The sequence below is a fragment of the Bacillota bacterium genome (assembly GCA_012842395.1).
GTDB lineage: Bacteria > Bacillota > SHA-98 > UBA4971 > UBA4971 > UBA6256.
In genome coordinates, this window is record DUSX01000001.1 from 14,675 (window position 1) to 36,493 (window position 21,819).

Consider the following 21,819-nt stretch of genomic DNA (forward strand, 5'->3'; position numbering starts at 1 on the left):
ATAGTACAGTCCATGGTATGTCCACGCGTGACTAACGCAGCCAAAGTTCGCTGTACGTGCTAAGGAGAGCCGCACGCCAACCCGCAAGCTGGGCTTCCCGCCACAGACTCGTCGTGCTTTACCATTCGAATTGAAACAACCGCCTGGATTTCCTATCTGGATTTGACATCCATCAAGACCGCTACCATTAAAATGAGACCCTTGATGATCTGTTGCCAGAACGCCTCGACATTGAGCATACTCAACCCATTATCTATACTTGCCATGACAAGCGCCCCCAGCAAGGCGCCGGGAATGCTGCCGGAGCCTCCTTGAAGGCTCGTTCCGCCAATAACACAGGCGGCTATGGCATTGAGTTCAAACTGGTTTCCTGCATTGGCGGTAGCTGCATTGAGTCGCGCAGTCAATATGACCCCTGCTATGCCGCTCAAGGCTCCCATCAAGGCAAAGATCTGTACTATTACACGCCGCACATTGACACCTGATAGACGTGCAGCTTCTAGATTGCCTCCGATGGCGCAGGTATAGCGGCCCAATTGGGTCCTCTTGAAAACGAACGAACACAACGCCGCCATGATGATCAAGAATATCACCGGAAGTGGTACCCCACGATAGCGATGCATAATAACGACAAATCCGACAACCAGTACGCAATAGATCGCTGTAAGCAGGGCCTCTGACCACAATGGCCTCGCCGGGAACCCATACTTGATCTTGTTTCTCCTCGATGCAACGGTGAACCAGACGATCAGGGCCACGGCCACAGCAGCCAAGGCTATACCGGCGGTGTGTGAGAGATACGCCTGACCAAGGCTTTGAAAGCTTGGGTCCATGGGCCCGATGTTGATCCCTTTCGTGATACCCAGAATAGAGCCCCGGAAGACCAGAAGCCCCCCTAAGGTGACAATAAATGCCGGAACCTGGCCGTGGGCGACCCATACCCCTTGCCATATGCCAATCATCGTACCTATTATCAGGGCAGCCGCAACGGCAATGAGCGTTGAGGGCCAGCCCGGCTGCAACCATGCAACTCGAACATGTGCGCTCAATGCCGGTAGCCACTTGATCTGCAGCATTGCAGCGATTGCACCCGTCAGCCCTGCCAGTGCCCCCACGGATAAGTCTATGTGGCCAGCGGTAATAACGAAAACCATCCCGATAGCCAGATATCCGTTGATGGCTGTCTGCCGAAAAAGATTCGACAGGTTGCGCGGTTCCAAAAAAGTACCCTGTGTGGCAATAGCCAGGGTCACCCAGATGGCTAGGAGTGCAAAGACCATAGTATATGCCCGGAGATTGTCTTTGATCTTGCGTCTAGCAAGCTGCTCCGAAAGAGTCACGCCTACACCGATCTGAGCTCTCTCTAACTGCGCCCTTTCCACTCTACCACCGCCCCCTGTCACGAACTGCTAGTTTACACTTGCCCTAGCTCCCATGGTGGCCAGCGACATAATCTTCTCAGGACTAGCTTCTCTCGCCTCTACTATCCCCGCCATTCTACCTTCATGCATCACTAGGATTCGATCACTCATCCCTAGGATCTCCGGCAGCTCAGATGAAACCATGATAATCGCCATCCCAGCAGCGGCGAGTTGGTCCATAAGCTCGTATATTTGATACTTAGTACCTACATCGATCCCTCTAGTAGGTTCATCGAGCATAAGTATGCGTGGATTCGTCATTAGCCATTTGGCGACGGAGACTTTCTGTTGATTGCCACCACTTAGGGTCTCGACCTTAGCCTCGATCGATGGCGTCCTGATGTTCAGCTTCTCGACTAATTCCAGAGCAGAAGCGAGCTCTAGACTTGCGTTGACAACAGGACCGTTGCTGAGGTTTGGTAATGACGGGAGTGTCATGTTATGGCTGACAGAATGGATTGTGATCAGGCCCGTGTTCTTCCTGTCTTCCGTGACAAGACCCATTCCCAAAGCAATCGCGTCACGGGAGGAACTAATCCTACATTTTCTCCCTTCGATAATGATTTCGCCTGACGGCTGAAACCCATATTCACCGAACAGACTCTGCAGAAGCTCCGTTCTGCCAGAGCCCATCAGACCAGATATGCCTAGGATTTCCCCGGCCCTGACATCGAACGAGATATCACGAACTGCATAGAGATACTTCTTGTCGGGCTTTCTCACTGTCCAGTTTCTGACGGAAAGAACTACCTTGCCGGCTCTCCTAGTTTTCGGAGGAAACCTGCCGGTCTGGGCGCGGCCTACCATCATAGCTATGACTTCATCCTCGGTCAAATCGCTGGTTGGCTTTGTCCCAACGCACCTGCCGTCCCTAAGAACGGTGATCCGGTCAGCAATCTCAAAAAGCTCCCTGAGCTTATGGGATATATATATGCACGTTACACCGCTGTTTTTCAGCTCTCGTAACGTGCGCATGAGGTTCGCGACCTCCGCATCGTTCAAAGCTGAAGTGGGCTCATCTAGGATTAGAAGTCTGACGTGCCCCCGCAAGGCTTTAGCAATTTCTACCATCTGTTGCTGTCCTACCCCTAGGCTTCCCAACACAGCACTCCCAGGGATGTTCGCTCCTATCCTGTTAAGCAGCTGTCGAGTTTCGCGATGCAGTTTCATTTCATCGACGATTCCGTATTTAGCCGGTTCAGCGCCCAGGCAAATGTTCTCGGCCACGGTCAACTGCTTAACCAAGGCCAATTCCTGATGAATGATACGTATGCCTTCCGCCTCTGAGTCCCGTGTCCCCAAGAACCTGACCGGCTTGCCCTGGAAAAACACTTGACCTTCATAGGTTCCGTACGGATAGCTGCCGCTGAGTATCTTCATGAGTGTGGTCTTGCCCGCCCCGTTCTCGCCACAAAGCCCATGGATCTCTCCCTCCCATACTTCCATGGAGACGTTGTCAAGGGCTCTGGTCCCAGGGAAATCTTTGGTTACACTGCGGACTTCGAGAAGCGTGCTGGGTCGTTGTTGCACCGCTCTCCCCCCATTCCCAAAACGCCCCTACGAATCACCCCACATGAACCACTGGCTGCTCAGGCCACCTGTCAAGACAAAGACCGACTAGGGCCCGCCCTGTCGTCCACGGCAGGCTCCTAGCGACCCTCAAACAATCCTCACCCTCGGCCCGTCGCACGGGTCAGCCAAATCACAGACCACTGCTACGACGCCAGGGGTGTGGCACAGGTACCCGCAAGCCTTTGGCCGCGTTTCGAAGTGCTTTCAGGTACGCCTTTCAGTCGATCGTGGGGCGGCTCCTTGACGGCTGCCTCTTTCCGTATCCATCTCAGGGAAGTCGCCTGCTTCAACTCCGCGCTCATCTATCTTTGGGTTGCCGCGCCTTTCCCTCACATAGCCTACGAATCGGATTCGCGAGGAAAGGCGCGGCACCCCTTCTAGAACGTCTTATCCTTTCGGCCACTGATCCTTAGGGATATTGCGGTAGACATCCTCTAGCTTGTGGAAACCACCTTTGACGATGACTTCATACAGGTTGTCTTTTGTAACAGGCACCACGTCTACAAAGATGGCATCCTGTTCAATACCCTTCTTCTCATTGACATACTTACCATTGATTTTGGAAGGACGCTTCCCCTGTGCTAGCTCCATGGCGGCCTCTATGGCAGTAGAGGCCAATATCCGTACATCCTTGAATATCGTTACGGTCTGAGTTCCTTCTGCGATTCTCTGACAAGCTACGAGGTCAGCATCCTGACCACAGGTGGGCACCTTACCGGCAAGCCCCTGTTCCTTGAGTGCCTGTACAGCACCGCCGGCCGTGCCATCATTGGAGCATATGATAGCATCTATCCGGTTACCATGGGCAGTAAGGGCGTTTTCCACATGCTTGAGGGCTTCCTCCGGGCTCCATGCGTCGCACCACTGCTCTCCCAATAGCTGAATATCTCCCCTATCGATCAGAGGCTGCAGCACTTGGAAATGGCCCTTGCGGACAAGATAGGCGTTGTCGTCTGTAGGAGAGCCACCTATCCAGAAATACCGGCCTTTGGGGACGCGCTCTACAACAGCCTTGGCCATCTCATAGCCGACTCTCACACTGTCGAAGGAAACGTATATAGCATGAGGATGGTAAATTGCGACATCATATGCAATGCAGGGAATGCCCTCTTTGGCCGCCATCTCGACACCGTTGGCTGCCACATCACTATTTCTAGCGATGATGATCAGGACATCAACACCCCGGGCAATCAAGTTTTCGATCTGGGAGTTCTGCACGAATTCATCGTTATTGGCATCGGTGAAGATGATGTCTGCCCCGAGTTTTTTCGCTTTCTCCTCCATGAGTACTTTCTCTCTTGCCCAGCGCTCCTCAGAAAGACTTCGGATAGAAACCCCAATGGTCACCTTCTTGGCAGCAAACGCCGACCCGGTGTTGACCAACATCATTGAGAGCAAGAAGACGAGTGCCAAGCCACCAGTTACCAGTCGCAAACCTCGCCTAACCGTCATTCTTGTTCCCTCCCCATATTGGGATTTAGACTGACCGTTTTCTCCCACCGGAATGCTCACGACCACCACCTGACCATCTGGAAGCCGGCATGGACGACTCGTATGAAGGCGGCCTCACCTCCTTATCAGCCCGCACCTACCAGGCTGCAACAGCCACCCGTGAGAGTCTCCGAAGTTACCCAGGCCATCATAGGATACGTGGCACATCATGAGCTCTTTGACACACCGTCTCCGGGCTCAACGCTGCTTTGTGGGACAGTAGTGCTTTCGCTGCAGCTAAGTTCACGTTCCGCAACCCAATGCCGGTGTCTTGGCCTCGGCAGTTCTCGGTTTGCAGATCGTTCCCATCTATCGCAGTCGGGCCGGGAGCCGTTATCCCATATCCCACGAACTCCTAGGCATTCTCAGCGTTCTAGGATGCGCGCGCCCAAGAAACTGTGGCCTAGCACGTTCTTGCCCTCTCCACCTTACGCAGCCCGACCAGTCTTTCCTCAAACTCCTTGTCAAGGCCGAGCGCCTCGAATACCAGCTCGTAGCACGTCACAGCGTCATTCCGGCACTGAGCCTCTCGCAGCCTCCCTGAGTCGATTCTCTCGGCCAGTGAACAGATGAACTCCCAGTGCAGAATGCTCCGGCGTACCGCCGCAACTTGGTCCTCAGTATAGGGGAAGAGGTCAAAGCCTATTCGTTCGCCATTCCTGCCATAACCCACACGTTGCAGCTCCTTGGCAGCCGCAAGAGTTTCAATAAACACGAGTGCTCCGACCATGTTGTCATCGTCGAACGTGCCCCAACCACTGTTGGCATGCTGATGCCCGAGAAGGCCTTCCTTTGCAAGTATCGCAACGTACTCAGCCAGGTTTTCCCCGTTCATGATCAAGTGCTGCCAGTCCATGTTCAACTGAAGGAGAGAGGTATTGTAACCCATCTCTCTCAGCTTGTTGACCACATATATGGCCATCCCCATATTGCGCATGAGGATCTTCATTGCCGGCTCGCTATTCTTGTGCTCAAGAAACACCTTCACACCCTTCTGGGCTGCATAGTCAACGACTTCGCCAACTCCCTCCAGGAAATGCTGCCACAACTCATCGTACGCAGCCTGAAACGGGTAGTTATAGCCGTCGCCTCCTGGCCAGATTATGAAATGAGCACCAATGTCCGCCGCGAGATCAACGCCTGCCTTGGTGATTCGGATTACCTCCCTGCGTTTCGCAGGATCGGGATTTGTGAACGTTCCGAGAGCAAATCGCGGCTCTGAAAAGAGGCCCAGTGCGAGCGCGTAGATATCTTTCTCGCCAAGAGCGGCTTGGATTTGGGAGACATTCTGTTCGTTGAGCTCGCCGGGATAGTGGTACTCGAAACCGTCAACAAGATCGCCTAGCCCATCCACAGCGCGCCTGGTCTTGTCGACCATTGTCTCAGTAACCGCGTCAGGATGGTAGCCTCGGGGCATGAAGCGGGTCGCATTTCCTCCAAAGGCCCAAATTCCTACGCTGTTCTTGACCCTCGTGCCCATACCACAAACGCCTCCGTCCCATAGTTCTGTTCGCGAACCTCATCCGCAGACGTCAGACTTCATGATTTGGACTGTGCGGTCTACGTGGCCCGGCTCCACCCCGTGCCGACGCGCCGTCCCCTCCCCAACGTCCACTGCCATTCCCCAAGTATGGCTTTACAAGTTCTCGTCTCCTTCTTGGTGGCAGCGGGGTTGCCGGTGCTTGCACGACGGGGCGCGGAGAATCCGGCTGTCTCTCGCGTGGAATTCAAACGAAGCGTGCCGCAAGTGCACCGTCCTCGGGGCGCAACACCGACAACCAGCATGACCTTGCCGCCGAAAAGCAGCACGAGTTCTTGGCGATATGCTCAAAACGTTATCCTCGGCAAACTAAGAAAGTCGCTCAAAACAAGCGATACCCCCCCGATTGCGCACGCATCGGAGCCAAGCATGGCAGGCACAATCCTGACACCCCTAACAAGCTGAGACAGCCCCCGAGCCTGCATCTCCTTAGCGGCTTCGTCGAGTACCCATCGACCGCACTGCCCGATAGTGTTTCCGATGATAAGAACCTCAGGGTTGAACGCATTCACCAGGCCTGCAATTCCTATTCCGAGATACCGTCCTGTCTCCCTGAGCACACGCTGCGCTGCGGGATCGCCTCGTTCGCACGCTTCCACCACTAAGCTCACAGACAGCCACGCGCTTACGGCCCCCATGTCTCCTGAGATGTCGTTCGCTGTGGCACATTGCCTCGCTATGTCCGCTTCATCTTCGGCACCGGTTGCGCCAGCGCTGTCCGCGCCGAACCCAGAGTCACCCGCAGTGGCAGCAGAAGTATCTCGGGTACCAGCCTGGCGGCACTTTGTCTCAAGCAGTTCCCGGAGTATCGCTGCTTCGCCGCGTTCCACCGCTTCTCTGGCCCGGCGCAACGTGGCGAGCTCTGACGCGAATGTCTCCCAGCAGCCCCGGTTCCCGCAACCACAAACAGGCCCGTCCGGGTCAATGGTGAAGTGTCCGAGCTCTCCCGCGTAACCCGTGGCACCACGATAGAGCTCTCCGTTCAGAACTATCCCTGCTCCGAGGCCGATACCTACGCTCAGGTAGACCATGTGGCGTATCCCTTGGCCCGCCCCAAACCATTTCTCGCCGAGCGCACCCACATTGGCCTCGTTGTCCACATACACCGGGACATCGAACCGATCTTGCAGTATGTCTCTGAGGGGCACGTTTTTCCACCTGAGGTTTGGAGCGAACTTGAGAACGCCGTGCCCCGTTTCCACTAGCCCAGGGACGCCGACACCTACACCCAGAAGGCCACGGGGTGTTGCTGGGGCTGAGACCACGATATCGGCGATCCCGTCCAGCATCGCCTCAATGATCCGCTTCTCTCCCATGTCCGGCCTGATGCTCAGTCTCTTGCGAGCGAGCACCTGCGCCCTCAGATCGGCAAGGATGATCAAAATGTAATTGACACCGAGATCGACCCCGACGATTACGCCAGCCCCGCCGTTGAGTTGCAGCATTATGGGCTTGCGGCCCATGGCCGAAGTGCCAGTGCCTATCTCCTTCACCAAGCTGTCGCGGATAAGCTCGTCCACCAGCGACGACACCGTGCCCCGGGTCAACCCCGACACCCGCGCGATCTCAGCCCGTGAGATGGGCGCATGCCTCCATATTATGTTGAGGATGACCGCTTTGTTGAGCTCCTTTACAAGGTCCTGATTCCCTCTTGTGGGGCCTGTTTCTTCACCGAACGCCGTGTTTATCTTTCCTTTCCTAATTAGTTTGTTCGATGCCCAAACTTTCTGCTGTCATAATTCGCTGTCCCTCCCACAATTCCTTCTTTCCCTCCATACATTTTTGCGATTTTCCGGCAACACGGAGAAAAACCGCCCATTGCTCACAGGACTCCTGAACGGCTGTCAAGCCTACCTGTCTTGCCCAGCACCCGTCTTGAGCCGATGAGCTCGCGCCCGACGTTCCTGGGAGCCCAGGATTGCGACTGTTTGCATAGTGGGTGGTAAGACTTGGTCTCTCGTACACGGGGCCAATCTCGCCAAGCGCCCTCGGGAATACCGAGCCCAGAGACAGCATTGGTAGCCCGCTCGGGAATGTGCGGACCGTCGTCATTGCTTCAGGCCTTCCGGCCCATCGGCCCTCTGGCATTGCCTACACCGCAGACCGACAGACGTGTAGACCGGCAAGCTCAAAGCTGAACTCATGCGCGTCAACGGGCCCAGGACAAGCACTTGAAGCCTGACAGGAGCGGTAGTTGGCCACATTTCGGCCTGGCCGTTCATGACTTCGAGGTTTGTCGTTTATGCATGAGTTCGTTGAGCATCTCGCGGGACCGCCCGGATGGTGCCCGAAACTTCGACGTTCTCGGTACGCCCGTGCAGGAATGCTTGGTGTAGTGTGCGAATTCATAGTTCCAGGGATGGGACGGCGCCTGCTCCCGAGGGCCCGCGCCATCCTCGCCAGAGCGTCCTAAAGCTTTCCGAGGAGGTCCTCTCTTGTGACAGCGTCGGCGTCGAACCCTGCTCCAACGGTTGAAGCAGCCATATTTGATCTGGATGGCGTTGTGGTGGACACAGCGAAGTACCACTACCTGGCATGGAAGCGCCTCGCGAATGAGCTCGGATTCGACTTCTCGCCCGAAGACAACGAGAGGCTCAAAGGTGTCAGCAGGATGAGGTCTCTCGAAATCCTGCTTGAAATCGGCGGTCTCACTCTGGACGAAAGGGAAAAAGTCGAGCTAGCCGAGAAGAAGAACCGCTGGTACGTGGAATACATAAGCAGGCTCTCGCCCTCGGAGATCTTGCCCGGGGCTTCCGAGTTCATCTGTGGCCTGAGAAGACTGGGGGTAAAAACCGCCTTGGCTTCGGCCAGCAAGAACGCGCCCATCATCCTCAAGGGTCTCGGCATCGAAGCGCTCTTTGACACGGTCGTGGACGGCAACACCGCGTCCAAAGCCAAGCCCGACCCCGAGGTCTTCTTGCTGGCCGCCGCGCGACTCGACGCTGACCCGCGCCGATGCGTGGTGTTCGAGGACGCAGAAGCCGGCATCGAGGCCGCCCACAGAGCGGGGATGTTCGCTGTGGGGGTAGGCAAGCCGGACGTTCTCTGCCAAGCAGACCACGTGATCCCGGGGTTCGCTGGGCTGGATCCGGCGGCGATCATCGAACTTGCATCGCGGCGTCACGCCCACCGCGAGTCGTGGTAAGCCAGATGCGGGATGCAGTCGCGGCCGCCCGCCTCGCCGGGATCGCGGAGGAAACCGGCCCGCTTGCGGCGCGCCCCGTTCGAATAGGATCGGCGCTGGTCTCGGGCCGCTTTCAGAATTTGGGCTCCTTCAGGGCGCGCCGACGCAGGAATATCCAAAGCGCTACCAGCGCCCAGGGCACGGAGGCGATGACGCCGACCGGCATGGGTCCTAGTAGTGGGTTCGAGTTGCCTCTCGCAAACAGCGCCCCGATTCCTGCTATCCCGTTTATCGCGCCGTGTCCGATAACGGCGGGCCAGACGTTCCCGGCGCGGAGCGTCAACCATCCCAGGAACGTCCCCACCACGAGGGTAAACCACACCATTGCCAGCATCCCGAGCCAGGGCGCGCCGCGGTAGCTCAAACCGTAGTTGTGCCCCATCGCAATCACGGGCCAGTGCCAGACACCCCAGATGAGGCCCATGAGAAAGAGCGCCTTTCTGCCACCGAGCGGCATCAGCTTGGGCTGCAGGTACGCGCGCCAGCCGAACTCCTCACCGAACGTGAAGAGACCGTTGATGACAGGCGCTATGATTATCGCTTGAATCGTCTGGATCACCACGAAGGCCCAGGGGCTGAGGGGCACGGGGTGCCCGGATACGCTCTCAGCCTCTTGAAGAATCGCCTTGACCGCGGAAAGGGATCGGTCGAAGTAACCGGGAAAGAGCACGAAAAAGAGAGCGGCCCCAAGCAAGGTGAGGACGCCCGGACCCACCCACGCCGCTACCCAGTAGGGCCATGATCGCCTAAAGTGGGGCATCAGAGACGTGTCTTTCCAGCCCTCGCGCGTGAGCGCACGGGTCAATATGTGCGCGACGGCTGGCGCCCACATGTAGCCAGTCGAAAGAAGCACCACCGCAAGGGTGAATGGGGTGCCCGTTATAAGCTGCGGGCTGTTGTAGAGACCGCCCGTGAGGTAGATCACGAGCGCGACAGCCCAGGCTATCCCGAACGAGAACGCCAGGTAGATCGCAATCCGCCTTGTGTCGAGTCTCCCTCCGTCGCGCGCCACTCCAGTCATCTCCCTACCGCCCCCTCGGTCCTTCCATCGTGGCCCCATCTGTCATCCTATCATCCGGTCTGTCCCAGCTCGTGCCCGGAGGTTTCGCGCCGTGGCCGCTGCACCCGCATGCCGGTCCGCCTCGCCATCCCTCCGCCCAGCCTCGTCCGCCGACACATGCGCCCTGCGCATGCGCCCTGCGCATGCGTCGCCCGGGCGTGTTCGCGCCCGGGCATCCGTTCCTGGGAGTTCGCCGCATTTGTCGCTGTTCCTTCATTATTAGTTGCTTCCGGTAATTGCTTTCGATTCGTAATTGCCTCCTGTTCTTCGCCGCGTCCGCCCGGCTCCTCCCTGGATCACCGTAGCCGTGGTGGTTGTTTGCGCCGTCCCATCCTTTCTCACTCTCTCCCGCGCCCTTCACGCTCCTCAGCCCTTTACCGCCCCCGCGGTCAGCCCTTTGATGAACTGCTGAGACATGAGGAGGTAAAGAACCAGCAGCGGGACGCTTGCGAGGAGCATGCCTGCGAACACCACGCCCCAGTCCGTCTCGTATTGCCCGAAGAACACCGTCATCCCGAGGGGGATCGTCTTCAAGGAGTCGCTCCGCAGGAAAATCAGGGGGAAGAAGAAGTCGTTCCACAGAGGAACGAAATTGATCAGCACCACTGTGGCAAGCGCGGGCCTCACCAGGCGCAGCATGACCCTGTAAAACACCTGGAATTCCGTGCAGCCATCGATCCTTGCGGCGAACTCGAGCTCTTGTGGGAGCGCGCGAAAAAAGCCGGTGAGGATGAAGACCGACATCGGCATGCCGCTCGCCACGTACGTCAACACGAGCGAGCAATGGGTGTCCAGGAGGCCGAGATCCCTCATGAGCAGGAAAAGCGGGAGCACACCGAGGCGGATGGGCACCATCAACCCTACCAGAAAGTAGACGTAGAGAGCGGCGTTCCCCCTGAATCGATAGCGGGCAAGCGCGTAAGCAGCGAGAGAGGCAATGCATGCGATGAGCGTAACCGACGTGCCCGTGACCAGGAGGCTGTTCTTCATGTAGACCGGGAATTCGGCCCGTTGCCACACAACGGCGAAGTTGGCCAGGCTCCACCTGGACGGCAGCGCAAAGGGCGCAAAGAAGATCTCCCTGGTTGTCTTGAACGCCGTGATGACCATGAGGAAGAGAGGGTATGACACCACGAGCGCGTACAGGCCCATGAAGCTGTGCAAGGCCCACAACCCGAGCCCCTGCGCCTTGGAGGCTTTGAACGGTTTGGGTGTCCCGGATGCTTTAGCTGCTTTAGGTGCTTTAGATGCTTTGGATGAGTCCGCCGCTGCGGTCGGCGCGTTCACGGTCACATTTGCACCTCCTGCCGCCGCATGAGCGAGACCCCTATGACAGAGGCCGCGCACACGAGCAGGAACATGAGCACCGCGATGGCTGAGCCAAGTCCTACCTGGCCCACTTCGCCACCTGTCGTGGAGTCGCCGAATGCGGTGCGATAGAAGAATGTGCCCAGCACGTCAGTGGCGTAGAATGGGCTTCCGTTCGAGCCCTGCATAACGAAGATCAGCTCGAAGGCGTTGAAATCATAGATGAACGTCAGAACGCTCACCATGCCGATGGTGGGCGCGAGGAGCGGAAGGGTTACGTTCCTGAACACCTGCCACGGCGTGGCGCCGTCGACGCGAGCCGCCTCGTGAAGCTCCTCGGGGATCCCTTTGAGCCCCGCCAGGTACACGGTTATCGGAAACCCCAGCCATCTCCATGCGTTCACCAAGATTATCGCCGGAAGGGCCGTCGCCATGTCGCCAAGCCACGGTCGGGCGAAGCGGCCGAGGCCGGCGGCCGCGAGGATCTTGTTGACCTGCCCCCAGGTGGGATTGAGGAGGAGCAGCCACAGGAACCCGACTACCACTAAGGACAGGGTATACGGGGCGAAATAGGCTACCTGGCACGCGCGGAGGAACCTCCCGCCCCGGTTCAGCATGACGGCAAGGAAGAGGCCAAGAGTGGTCTGAATCGTGAAGGTGAGCGTAAAGAACACCACGTTGTGCTTGAGAGCTCCGACGAGCCTCTCGCTGTACGGGCGTTCAAAGAGGACCTTCTGGTAATTCGCCAACCCCGCGAAGCCCTTTCTAATGTACCCGTCCCATTCGAAGAAGCTGTAACCGAACGAGGACAAAAGTGGGTACACCATGAAGACTGTGTACACTATCAGGGCCGGCGCCAGAAAGAGCCACTGAGTCCTGCGGCGAAACAATCGTTGCAGCATGCGGATTCCCCCAGAAGCCTGCCCTCCGGTTCCGCGAATCCTCTAGCCGGGGCCCGGCGCCGGCGCGCCGCCGCCGGGCCGGGGAGAAGACACGTCGCTCCGTGCGCCGCCGGCCGCGCCCACAGATGGCACGGGTGGCAGGTGGCACCTACCCACCGGAGGTTCGCTCCGTCCTGATCCTTATCCTTCGCAGCCTACGCAGCCTACTTCTGGAACGGCCCGTACCATTTGGCGAGCCCGCTCTGAATCTCCTCAGCCACCTGCTCCGGGGTGAGTTTGTCTGAGAACATCCCCTGCAGGGTCGTCTGAAGCAGCGTCGACCCGCTAGGTTGCTCGAACCTGAATCCCACCAGCATGAGATGGGGGGTTGATTTCTTGTCCGCGAGAGCCAGCATCTCGGCCAGAACCGGGTGCTTCGGCTTCACCCCCGGCACCGCCGACGGTTGGGAGAGTTCGTCAGCGAACATCTGGCCGAACTCGACGCTTGCGAGGAAATTGATGAACCGCAAAGCCTGCTCCTTGTGCTTGGACGCGGCGTTTATGCCGTAGGAGCCGTCGACGTAGACCGCGACGTACCCGCCCTCCCCCGCCTTCTCGCCCGGGACCGGGAACACTCCTATTTTGATGTTTGGGTTGAGACGCTCGAACGTGCCAACCTCATACGAACCGGCTACCATCATCGCCGCCATTTCTTGGGCGAACATCATCTGCATGTCCGTATACCCAACGCCCATGAAGTTCGGGGGCATGTACGGCCTCAGCTCGAGCATCTTCCTTAGGGAGTATATGAAACGCGGATCATTGAACGTGGTGCGGCCCGCGATCACGGCGTCGGCAAAGTCGTTGCCCCCGTAGAAACTGGGCGCCACCCCGCCGAACAAAGTCTCGAGGGTCCAGCCGTCCTTGCCGCCATTGGCAAGCGGGATGTACCCGTGTTGCTTCAGGGCCGCCCCGAGCTTCAGAAACTCGTCCCAGGTCGCGGGCTCGTTGAGCCCAAGCTTGTCGAAGATGGTCTTGTTGTACAGCACCTGAATCGTCTGGATGGCGAATGGCACCCCGTACACCTTGCCGTCGCGACGGTTCGTGGCTCCCTTGAGAAGGTCCTCCGGAAACTTCGCCAGTCCTGGGACGCTGGTGGTGTCCAGTGGAACGAGATACCCCGCGTTTGCGAGGGCTTCCATGCCACCGTAAGACCGGAGTTGCACGATATCCGGGCCCGTGCCACCTTGAAGCGCGGTGGCGAGTATCGTGTTGTACTCCGTGTTTTTGAAGGCCGTGAACCTAACGCTGATGTCAGGGTTGCTCGCCTGGAACACCCTGATGAACTTGGCGTAAGCATCGATGTCCTCGGTCCGCCAGCTCCAAAACGTGAGCTCCGTCTTCTCGGCCGCTCCCGCGACCGGACTGACGAGAATGGTCAGAAACACCGCGCACGCCAAACATACGACTAGAAGTCTCGACGTCCTCATGGGTCTTCGCCTCCTCGCCATGTCGCATACGGTGTCTTTGCGAACGCCGAACACGCCCCTCCCCGTGTCCATCCGCATCCCGCCTACGAACCGCGTGCGCGAATTACATGCGCCCAAACGGGGCAAAGGGGGCAACCAGACGGGCGTCGCCCGCAGACACCGCTCCTATTATGCAATCCGCTCACCCGATTTCCTTCATACCGGGCTAGTCCTCTAGCGGGCCCGATTCGGCATCATGCTTTGCGGCCAAGTCCGTCACACTTATGGGTCTGTCGTTCGCGTCCAGACCGCACGCGACGACCGCGATGGTCGCACAGAGCTGCCCGTCGGAATGGCGAGAGAACGTACTTTTTCCGTGCCAGGGCAGGAGGAATTCCGCCGCCAACGTCAAACAGATGACTTAGTCAATCGCTTTAACATAGCACTTAGCAAAGTGGTGGCTATGAATTCTGCACCAGCACCCGGAGGTAACTCGATCGAGGTCGGCAGGCGCAACCGATGTCTTGTGCTGGACGCCGTTCGTGTCCATGAGCCGATCTCCCGCCCTGAACTAGCAAGGCTCACCGGGCTCACAACGGCGACCATAGCAAACATCGTGGGCAAACTCCAGAGGGACCACCTCGTAGAGGAGGTGGGGTCCGGCCGGTCGACGGGTGGTCGAAAGCCGGGACTATTGCAGCTCGAACGGACCTCGCGTCTTGCGATCGCAGTCGACCTTGCCGCTACGGACCTCATGGTCGCCTTGACTAACGTGAAGGGCGAGGTACTGCGGCGGTCCAAGAGGGAGATCGCGACTGATGTTGACCTGATGATAACGCGAATGGTGGACGCCATCCGGGAGATGATGGGCTGCCCCGAAGTCGGCGGGGCTTCGATAGTCGGGATAGGCGTGACCGCACCAGGGCTCATCGATCACGCGGCCGGGACTATCGTCAAATCCGTGAGGCTCGGATGGTACCAGGTCCCGCTCAAATCGCTCCTTCAGCGACACTTCGAAGTCCCGGTGTTCGTGGGTAAGGACACGACTTCGGCACTCCTCGGCGAGCAATGGTACGGCACCGCAAGAGACGCCAACAACCTGATCTACGTGTGGGTGGGCACAGGAATCGCCGTGGGGCTCCTCGTCGACGGGCGAGTCTACACGGGTGCCACCGGTATGGCTGGCGAGCTCGGCCACACGAGCATAGAGTGCAACGGCACTCCCTGCAGGTGCGGGAATCAGGGCTGCCTGGAGGGTCTCGCAAGCCTCGAGGCGATAGCCAGCAAGGTCTCCTCCCGGGTTTCCCCCGGTGAGGGCGAGGCTACGCTTGACGCCGCGCGCGCAGTCGACCTTCGAGCCCGCGAGATAGTGAGGGAAGCGGGGAAATACCTGGGCGTCGGCATAGCCAACCTCATCAACTTGTTCAATCCCGAGCGCATAATCATCGGCGGCCAGATCACGCAGGAAGATAAGGAATTCGTTGATGCGGCCATCGAGACGGCAAAGCGTCGTGCCCTCTCGGAACCCGCCAACAGTGTGACGATAACCATGGCTAGCTTCGGGCAGGACGCAGGACTGATAGGAGCGGCAGCCTTGGTCTGGCGCGAGCTGCTTCGCACCCTGTGACCGCGCCCCGCGACGGCGCGGCACAATTGGGGCGGCTGAGCACGAGGTCGTCAGCGTTCTCTCGTTTTCCGAGGCCGCGGGCTCCTAGTGCTCCACTCGGGGATGGGGACTCGGGGATGGCGACCCGACCGGGGCGTGTTGACGGAATCCGGTCTTGGTGGCGCTAGGGTTGCCGGTGCTTGCACGACGGGGTGCGGAGGATTCGGCTGTCTCGCGCGCCGAATCCGAGCAAAACCGGGGCACAGTCTGCTTGATTCTCCGAAAGTTAGGAGGGTTTGAGGTGAAAAAGGGCATAAACCAGTGGTCCTTTCCGTCTTCGTACACGGTCGAAGAGTGCGTGAGACTGGCGTCCGCCGCGGGTTTCGACGGCATCGAACTGTGTCTTTCGGAAACGGGCGAGCTCTCTCTCGACTCATCAACCCAAGACATCTCCAGAATCGCGCAGGCAGCGAGACAGGCCGGGATCGAGATACCGTCGCTTGCCACCGGGCTTTATTGGAAGTACTCGCCCACGGCTTCGGACCCGTCCGTCCGCTCGAAGGCGCAGGAGATAGCGAGAAAGCAACTCGAATTCGCTTCGCTGCTCGGGGCGGATACGATCTTGTACGTCCCGGGCGCGGTGAACGTGCCGTGGGATCCAGGTTCAGAGATCGTTGATTACGAGACCGCGTACCTGCGAGCAAAGGAGTCGCTGCTGTGCCTGGTGGGACACGCGGAGAGAGCGGGAGTGACTATTGCAGTTGAGAACGTTTGGAACAAGTTCCTCCTCTCGCCCTTGGAAATGCGAGCCTTCATCGACGAGGTCAACCACCCAAGGGTGGGCTCTTACATGGACGTGGGGAACGTGCTCGTTTCGGGCTACCCGGAGCATTGGATCAGGATCCTCGGCCCAAGGATACGCAAGGTCCACGTGAAGGACTTCAAGCTTGAGATCGGCAACATCCAAGGGTTCACCGACCTGCTCCGCGGCGATGTCAACTGGCCTGGAGTCATCTCGGCGCTCAGGGACGTCGGGTACGACGATTATCTCATTGCCGAGATCATGCCGCCGTACCGCTATTATGCCGAGAAGATGATCTACGACATCTCGTCGAGCCTGGACAGGATCATGGCCAAAGGCCCGGCGACCTCGCACCGGACTCGCGCTGAAAAGTGAAAGTATCGGAGATTCGTGGCGGTCTACCTGGAGCCCTTTTGGGTCCACATGCTAAGCATACAAGGGAGGGTTGAACTTGGTACGGATTGGGATTCTGGGATGCGGTTTCATCGGCAAGGTCCATGCCAAAGCATTCGCACACATACCCAACGCGAAAGTCGTAGCGGTGGCGGATCACGACAGCGGCCGCGCGAGGGAAGTGGCAGACGGGCTCGGCGCTGAGGTGGTCGCGACCGCGGATGATGTCCTGCATAGGCAAGACATCGATATGGTGGATGTGTGTCTTCCCACTTACCTCCACGCTCGTCACGTGATCGCCGCGGCTCGAGCCGGAAAGCACGTGCTCTGCGAGAAACCAATGGCTATGAACCTCGAGGAGGCCGACGCCATGATAGAGGCCGCCGAGCGTGCGGACGTCGCGTTCATGGTGGGCCACACGCTCCGGTTCTGGCCAGAGTACGTCACTATACGGGATCTCATACGTCAGGGTGAACTGGGACGGCCTGTCGCACTCGCGGCCGCGCGCCTCGGAACACAGCCGATGTATTCGTGGGACGGATGGCTTCTGGACCCCGGCCGCGGCGGAGGGGCGGTCCCGGACCTCCACATCCACGACATCGACTATATCGCGTGGCTCCTTGGGCGTCCCAAATCGGTCGTGGCCCGAGGAAGACGCTCAGCGAATGGGTGCTGGAACCATGTGTTTACCACACTGGATTACGGAGGCGGCGTCGCAGCGTTCGCTGAGGCAACCTTCCTCGTCCCGCCGAGCTTCCCGTTCACAATGATGCTCCGGGCCGTCTGCGAGAGCGGGACGGCGGAGTTCATGTCGAGGTCAGGCGTCAACATCGAAGCCCGTGAAGGGTCCGCAAAGACGCTTACGGTGTACCGCAAGGACGGCACGGTGCTCCGTCCGGACGTGGCGCGGCAAGACGCATATGAAGCGGAACTCGCGTACTTCCTCCGGTGCATCGAGGATGGCAGACGACCAGAGACAACAACCCCGGCGGATGCAAGGCTCTCACTAGAGATCGTGCTTGCTGCCATCCGTTCCCTGGAGACTGGTGATGTAGTGGGCATGTAATGCCCCGCAGAGCAGACAGGTGGTTCTCGGACCGTTGCACCTACGCAACACGCGGTACCCTGAAGCTAGGTAGGCTCGAAATGGCCGAAGCTTCAGGGTACCGACAATCAGGTCGCAAAGCTCCTCCCGAGTCCCAAAGGGCACGACGGTCTGCTTGTTCGCCGGCATCCTCTTTCGTCTTCGCAGAACGCTGCTCGCAAGACTCCGGCGGATCAGGCTCCTGGCCCGCACGCAAGCTCTATGACTGATAGTCCCAGCACGGCCACCCCGAGTGCAAGAGCCTTCAGGTTGAATTCACACCGGGGATCGTGAAGACCAGGGGTGAGATCGGCCCCGAGGCCGACGTAGGCCGTCTTGAGTTGAGGCTTGTACTGCCTGTAAGAATGGAAGTCCTCAGCTCCGGGCGTGGTTATTCGATCGATCACCCCGGGCTCGCCTAAGATCTTGGAGATCGCTCTCTTCACCGCTGCCACGGTTCCCGGGTCGTAGGCAGCCCCAGGGGTATGTTTGACTGATACCTTCTCCGCCACGGCTCCGCTAGCCGAGGCCGCGTGCAGCACAGCGCTGTCTACCCTCTTTAGCAGCTCGAACGCTACACCGTCATGCTCGGCCCTTATGTTTACGACCATCGTCCCAGACTCCGGGATTATCCCCGCCGGGCCGAGTCCTGCCTCGAGACTCACGACGTTTACGGTGGCGCACAGCAGCGGGTCTGGCTTGACGCTGTTGACCGCGAGGACCGACGCCGCGACAGCATCTGCCGCGTTCACGCCGAGGTGTGGTCTCCCGCTGTGAGCGGCCTTGCCCGTCACCTTGTATCGAACGGTAAGGCTTGCCGAGTGCTGGAGGCATGGGGTTGCCTTGCCCAAGGGGCACTCACTCGCGGGCCGCAGGTGTATCCCCAGCAACACCGCCACGTCGTCCACCGCGCCGGCCTCAGCCATCCTTCTGGCCCCCAGCCCCGTCTCCTCGGCGGGCTGGAATATAAGTTTCAGGTGTTCCCGGGCTTGCGGATAGCACCTGGCAAGGATTTCGCCCGCCCACAGAACCATCGTCGAGTGCGCGTCGTGGCCACACGAGTGGATGAAAACCTTCTTGCCGTCGACTTCGTGTTCCAGCGCATCCATGTCAGCCCGCAAAGCGACTACGGGCTCCGTGAGTCGGCCCAGTGTAGCTACGATACCGGTTTCCGCGACGCCAGACTCCACCCGGAAGCCGGCAGCGACAAGCCTGTCGGCTATGTACGCGGAAGTCTTGTGCTCCTCGAACGGCCCTTCGGGCATGGAGTGGAGGGTTCGATACGTTTTCACGATCTCGTTTTCGCATGCCCGGATCTCCTCGAGGATCCTGCTTTCGTCCATCATTAGTCCTTCCCCTCGCACGTCGCTTCCCCCACATCCCCCACTGGAAGCCCGCATTCGAGGCAGCCCCTTGCCATGTTCGACAGCACCGCACCGTCCACGACGCGGCCGGACCTCCGAAGCGCGATCATCAAGGCCCCTATCACCGCCGGAAAGCGTGGGCTCACTATCCTCGCCGACGGAGCTGCCCGGAGTAGCTCAGACCTAAAGGGACCGACCACGAGTTGGCCTGCCTTGAAGACGCTCCCGCAGGGCGCCACGTCGAATTCCTCGTCTTCCAATCCAAGCGCCTTCACCACGGCAACGGCAGATAGGCCGAGTTCCCTCCCAGCAGTCTGGAGGATGTCCACCGACGCAGCGTCACCTTCACATGCTGCCGCGACCACAAGCGGCGCGAAAGACGCGATGTCCTTCGCCTTCGTCTCAGAGCGATACAGCACGCTTCTGAGTCCGTCGAGCGTGTCCAGGCGATAGTGGGCGAGCGCCTTCTCCACGAGGATGGTGTAGTTCCCCCGCCCGTCGTGTGCCCTCGCAACCGCTGTGAGCCCCCTCCTTCCGATGTCGTAGCCGCTGCCCTCGTCCCCTATGAGGTAGCCCCAGCCTCCCGCTCTTGCCCTTCGCCCCTCGCGGTCGATCCCCACCGCAATGCTCCCCGTCCCGGATATGACGACTACTCCCCAGTCTTTCGCGGTGGCGCCGACCAGCGCAGCAACCGCATCGTTTTCGAGCACGATGTCGTCCGCCGGCACAACCTCGCATGCCACCCTCGCGGCGACCGGGCTCCGCCCGTCAAGCCCGACTCCCGCCAACGCGAGACAGGCCGCGCTTAGCCTCGGGCGCCCGATCCCCGCCCGCGAAAAAGCGTCTTCCACCACGTCCCTCAGGGCCTCTCGGAGAGCCTCCTCGCCGCGCGCAAGTGAAAGATGATTTGACGGCCCCCCAACGGAAAAGCCGACGATGAGACCATCCTCATCGCACAGCGCGCACGCGGTTTTCGTGCCCCCGCCATCCAGTCCAAGGAAAAAGCGCATATCTGCAGCCCCCATGCCCACGATTCATTCCGCTTCGGGGTATACCCTCCAAGTGCCAGGTGCGACATCCGCCCGGGTGTGACACCACAGAAGAAGGTGGCACGTTGCGAGCGCGCCGTCCCCGGAGGGTAACACCGGTAGCCTTAGCTAGGACCCGTGCGCCGACTCCGCCGAAAAGTGGCGCGGAGTCTCGGTGATTCACCTAAACGTAGTTCAACCCCGGCACCGGGAGCGGCACGGGGAAGGCCTGCTCCAGGAAACGCCTTGCCGCGGTTCCGCCACGCGGGACAATGCTCTCGAGGTCTTGCGGGGTCATCCCACCGAAAACCAGCCGGGTCAGATGCTGACGGCTCGGTATTTCCACTAGTTCGCCACCCACACGCAGGTTCCAACGCGTTTCCTGACCCTCGGATACGCCAGGGGCCTCCGCGATGAGTACTTCCTTGCCGACCTCCATGCCGGTTCGCTCTTGGATGTATGAGGACAGCTTTGCGAGGAGGGTTCCCGGGTCGGTTATGTAGAGCGTGTGTCCGGGCAGTGTGCATCGCGTTCCGGAAAGCCCGTCCGCGGTCAGGAGGTCGAGCAACTGCCCGTCGTTCGCTGGCACAGTAAACGTGATGACCGAAGGAGAGGTCTCGCCAATGATAGTGCCGATCGTGTCAATCACCGCGTCGCGGACGCCCGCGTACTCGACGATGTGCAGCCTGGTGAGGCCGGCTTGGACAGCCCGCACCCGCGTAATGACGTAAGCCGACACCCGCTCCGGACGCTCTCTGTATGCTACAACGATCCGCTCATCTCCAAGCAGCCGCTTCAATCGGGGGTGTTTCCAGACAAGCTTGTCAAACTGCTCCAGGCTGCGGAAGAACCTCACGGGCTCTCTGCGGTACAGCTCATGCAGGACGGGCAAGTCGCGTTCCTCAAAGGGGCGGCACGATACCTCATCCCGCAATGTCCTTCTCCGCTCACGACTCGTCAGGAACCTGGCCCAATCGTCGCCGGTGAGCTCGAACCGCTCGAAGCACCCTGCCTCGACGCACCCGAGCTGCTTGTAGAGACCTCGGTCCCCGGATATCAACGCCACGGGAATCCCTGCTGCCCGGAGCCGCCCAAACACGTCAGAGACCAGCCTCCGCGCTAGCCCATGACCTTGGTACTCGGGCCGCGTGCATACCGACCCTATTGACCCGACTGGCAGTGGATGACCCTCTACCAGGATCGTCTGGTGGAGGCATCCCACGAGCGAAACAAGCCTTCCGCCCTCAGAAAACACCCGCAGCTGCCCGACGTTATCCGGGGCAAACAGCAGCGGGAACTGGAGCCCCATGCTTGTGCCACCCGGATAGAAGACCTCGGTTGAGAGCTCAACTGCTTGCGCCAACTCCTCGATCATAAGGCTCCGAGGGCCGTCGAGCCTCGGGATGCCGCCTTCCGAAGCCGAAGCGTCTGCCACGGACTCATCACTCCCTCATGTGCACGCAGCGCGTGCACGCAACTTGGCTAGGACATTCTGCAAATCAGCCCAGGCTCCTCCTCGACCGCACCCTCATTCACGCCCGTGCGCGCGGAGGAGCCCGGGTTTAAGGAGCCTGAGCGTGGCGAGCTCGATCGTTTACGCCGTGTCTGAAAGAGCC

Annotated in this window: 16 protein-coding genes; 4 read left to right on the forward strand and 12 right to left on the reverse strand. The window is 59.4% G+C overall.

Translation table 11 applies throughout. The features are described from left to right. Positions 1–152 precede the first annotated feature (152 nt). The 5 genes from GX515_00060 to GX515_00080 all read right to left on the reverse strand — a co-directional run bounded on the left by GX515_00060 (position 153) and on the right by GX515_00080 (position 7,580). Positions 153–1,280: a sugar ABC transporter permease gene (locus GX515_00060; GenBank protein ID HHY31404.1), complete on the reverse strand. Its 1,128-nt coding sequence runs from the start codon at positions 1,278–1,280 to the stop codon at positions 153–155. A gap of 129 nt (positions 1,281–1,409) precedes the next feature. Then, positions 1,410–2,867 (reverse strand): sugar ABC transporter ATP-binding protein, encoded by a 1,458-nt coding sequence (locus GX515_00065; protein ID HHY31405.1) that lies wholly within the window; start codon positions 2,865–2,867, stop codon positions 1,410–1,412. Between the two features lie 513 nt (positions 2,868–3,380). Beyond that, positions 3,381–4,445, reverse strand: coding sequence for a substrate-binding domain-containing protein (locus GX515_00070; GenBank protein ID HHY31406.1), 1,065 nt, complete (start codon positions 4,443–4,445; stop codon positions 3,381–3,383). 442 nt (positions 4,446–4,887) lie between these two features. Next, positions 4,888–5,964, reverse strand: coding sequence for a TIM barrel protein (locus GX515_00075; GenBank protein ID HHY31407.1), 1,077 nt, complete (start codon positions 5,962–5,964; stop codon positions 4,888–4,890). A gap of 347 nt (positions 5,965–6,311) precedes the next feature. Further along, positions 6,312–7,580 carry an ROK family protein gene (locus GX515_00080; GenBank protein ID HHY31408.1) on the reverse strand — a complete coding sequence of 423 codons (1,269 nt, stop codon included), beginning with the start codon at positions 7,578–7,580 and terminating at the stop codon, positions 6,312–6,314. Between the two features lie 881 nt (positions 7,581–8,461). Between GX515_00080 and pgmB the strand changes: the two genes are divergently transcribed. Continuing rightward, the gene (gene pgmB / locus GX515_00085) at positions 8,462–9,169 is read left to right on the forward strand and encodes a beta-phosphoglucomutase (protein ID HHY31409.1); all 708 of its coding nucleotides are present in this window, start codon (positions 8,462–8,464) and stop codon (positions 9,167–9,169) included. A gap of 112 nt (positions 9,170–9,281) precedes the next feature. Here pgmB and GX515_00090 read toward each other — a convergent pair whose 3' ends face one another. The 4 genes from GX515_00090 to GX515_00105 form a co-directional block, all read right to left on the reverse strand. Beyond that, complete coding sequence (locus GX515_00090) at positions 9,282–10,229, reverse strand: CPBP family intramembrane metalloprotease (protein ID HHY31410.1); 948 nt, start codon at positions 10,227–10,229, stop codon at positions 9,282–9,284. A 405-nt stretch (positions 10,230–10,634) separates the two neighbouring features. Further along, on the reverse strand, positions 10,635–11,420 hold the full coding sequence (locus GX515_00095; GenBank protein HHY31411.1) for a carbohydrate ABC transporter permease: 786 nt from the start codon (positions 11,418–11,420) through the stop codon (positions 10,635–10,637). A gap of 137 nt (positions 11,421–11,557) precedes the next feature. Next, a complete protein-coding gene (locus tag GX515_00100) occupies positions 11,558–12,478 on the reverse strand; it encodes a sugar ABC transporter permease (GenBank protein ID HHY31412.1) in 921 nt (306 codons plus the stop codon). A 203-nt stretch (positions 12,479–12,681) separates the two neighbouring features. Next, positions 12,682–13,947, reverse strand: a complete 1,266-nt coding sequence (locus GX515_00105) for an extracellular solute-binding protein (GenBank protein ID HHY31413.1) — start codon at positions 13,945–13,947, stop codon at positions 12,682–12,684. Between the two features lie 442 nt (positions 13,948–14,389). Here GX515_00105 and GX515_00110 point away from each other — a divergent pair, with 442 nt between their 5' ends. From GX515_00110 to GX515_00120, 3 genes are all read left to right on the forward strand, one after another. Then, on the forward strand, positions 14,390–15,553 hold the full coding sequence (locus GX515_00110) for an ROK family protein (protein HHY31414.1): 1,164 nt from the start codon (positions 14,390–14,392) through the stop codon (positions 15,551–15,553). A 280-nt stretch (positions 15,554–15,833) separates the two neighbouring features. Beyond that, entirely contained in the window at positions 15,834–16,709 is an 876-nt protein-coding gene (locus tag GX515_00115) for a sugar phosphate isomerase/epimerase (GenBank protein HHY31415.1), read from the forward strand. A gap of 76 nt (positions 16,710–16,785) precedes the next feature. Beyond that, positions 16,786–17,793 carry a Gfo/Idh/MocA family oxidoreductase gene (locus GX515_00120; GenBank protein HHY31416.1) on the forward strand — a complete coding sequence of 336 codons (1,008 nt, stop codon included), beginning with the start codon at positions 16,786–16,788 and terminating at the stop codon, positions 17,791–17,793. Between the two features lie 212 nt (positions 17,794–18,005). Here the strand turns inward: GX515_00120 and GX515_00125 are convergent, their stop codons facing one another. From GX515_00125 to GX515_00135, 3 genes are all read right to left on the reverse strand, one after another. Continuing rightward, positions 18,006–19,157, reverse strand: coding sequence for an amidohydrolase (locus GX515_00125; GenBank protein HHY31417.1), 1,152 nt, complete (start codon positions 19,155–19,157; stop codon positions 18,006–18,008). After that, complete coding sequence (locus tag GX515_00130) at positions 19,157–20,185, reverse strand: ATPase (protein HHY31418.1); 1,029 nt, start codon at positions 20,183–20,185, stop codon at positions 19,157–19,159. The genes GX515_00125 and GX515_00130 overlap by 1 nt, the downstream gene beginning before the upstream one ends. A gap of 202 nt (positions 20,186–20,387) precedes the next feature. Next, complete coding sequence (locus GX515_00135; protein HHY31419.1) at positions 20,388–21,638, reverse strand: GNAT family N-acetyltransferase; 1,251 nt, start codon at positions 21,636–21,638, stop codon at positions 20,388–20,390. Positions 21,639–21,819: the final 181 nt, after the last annotated feature.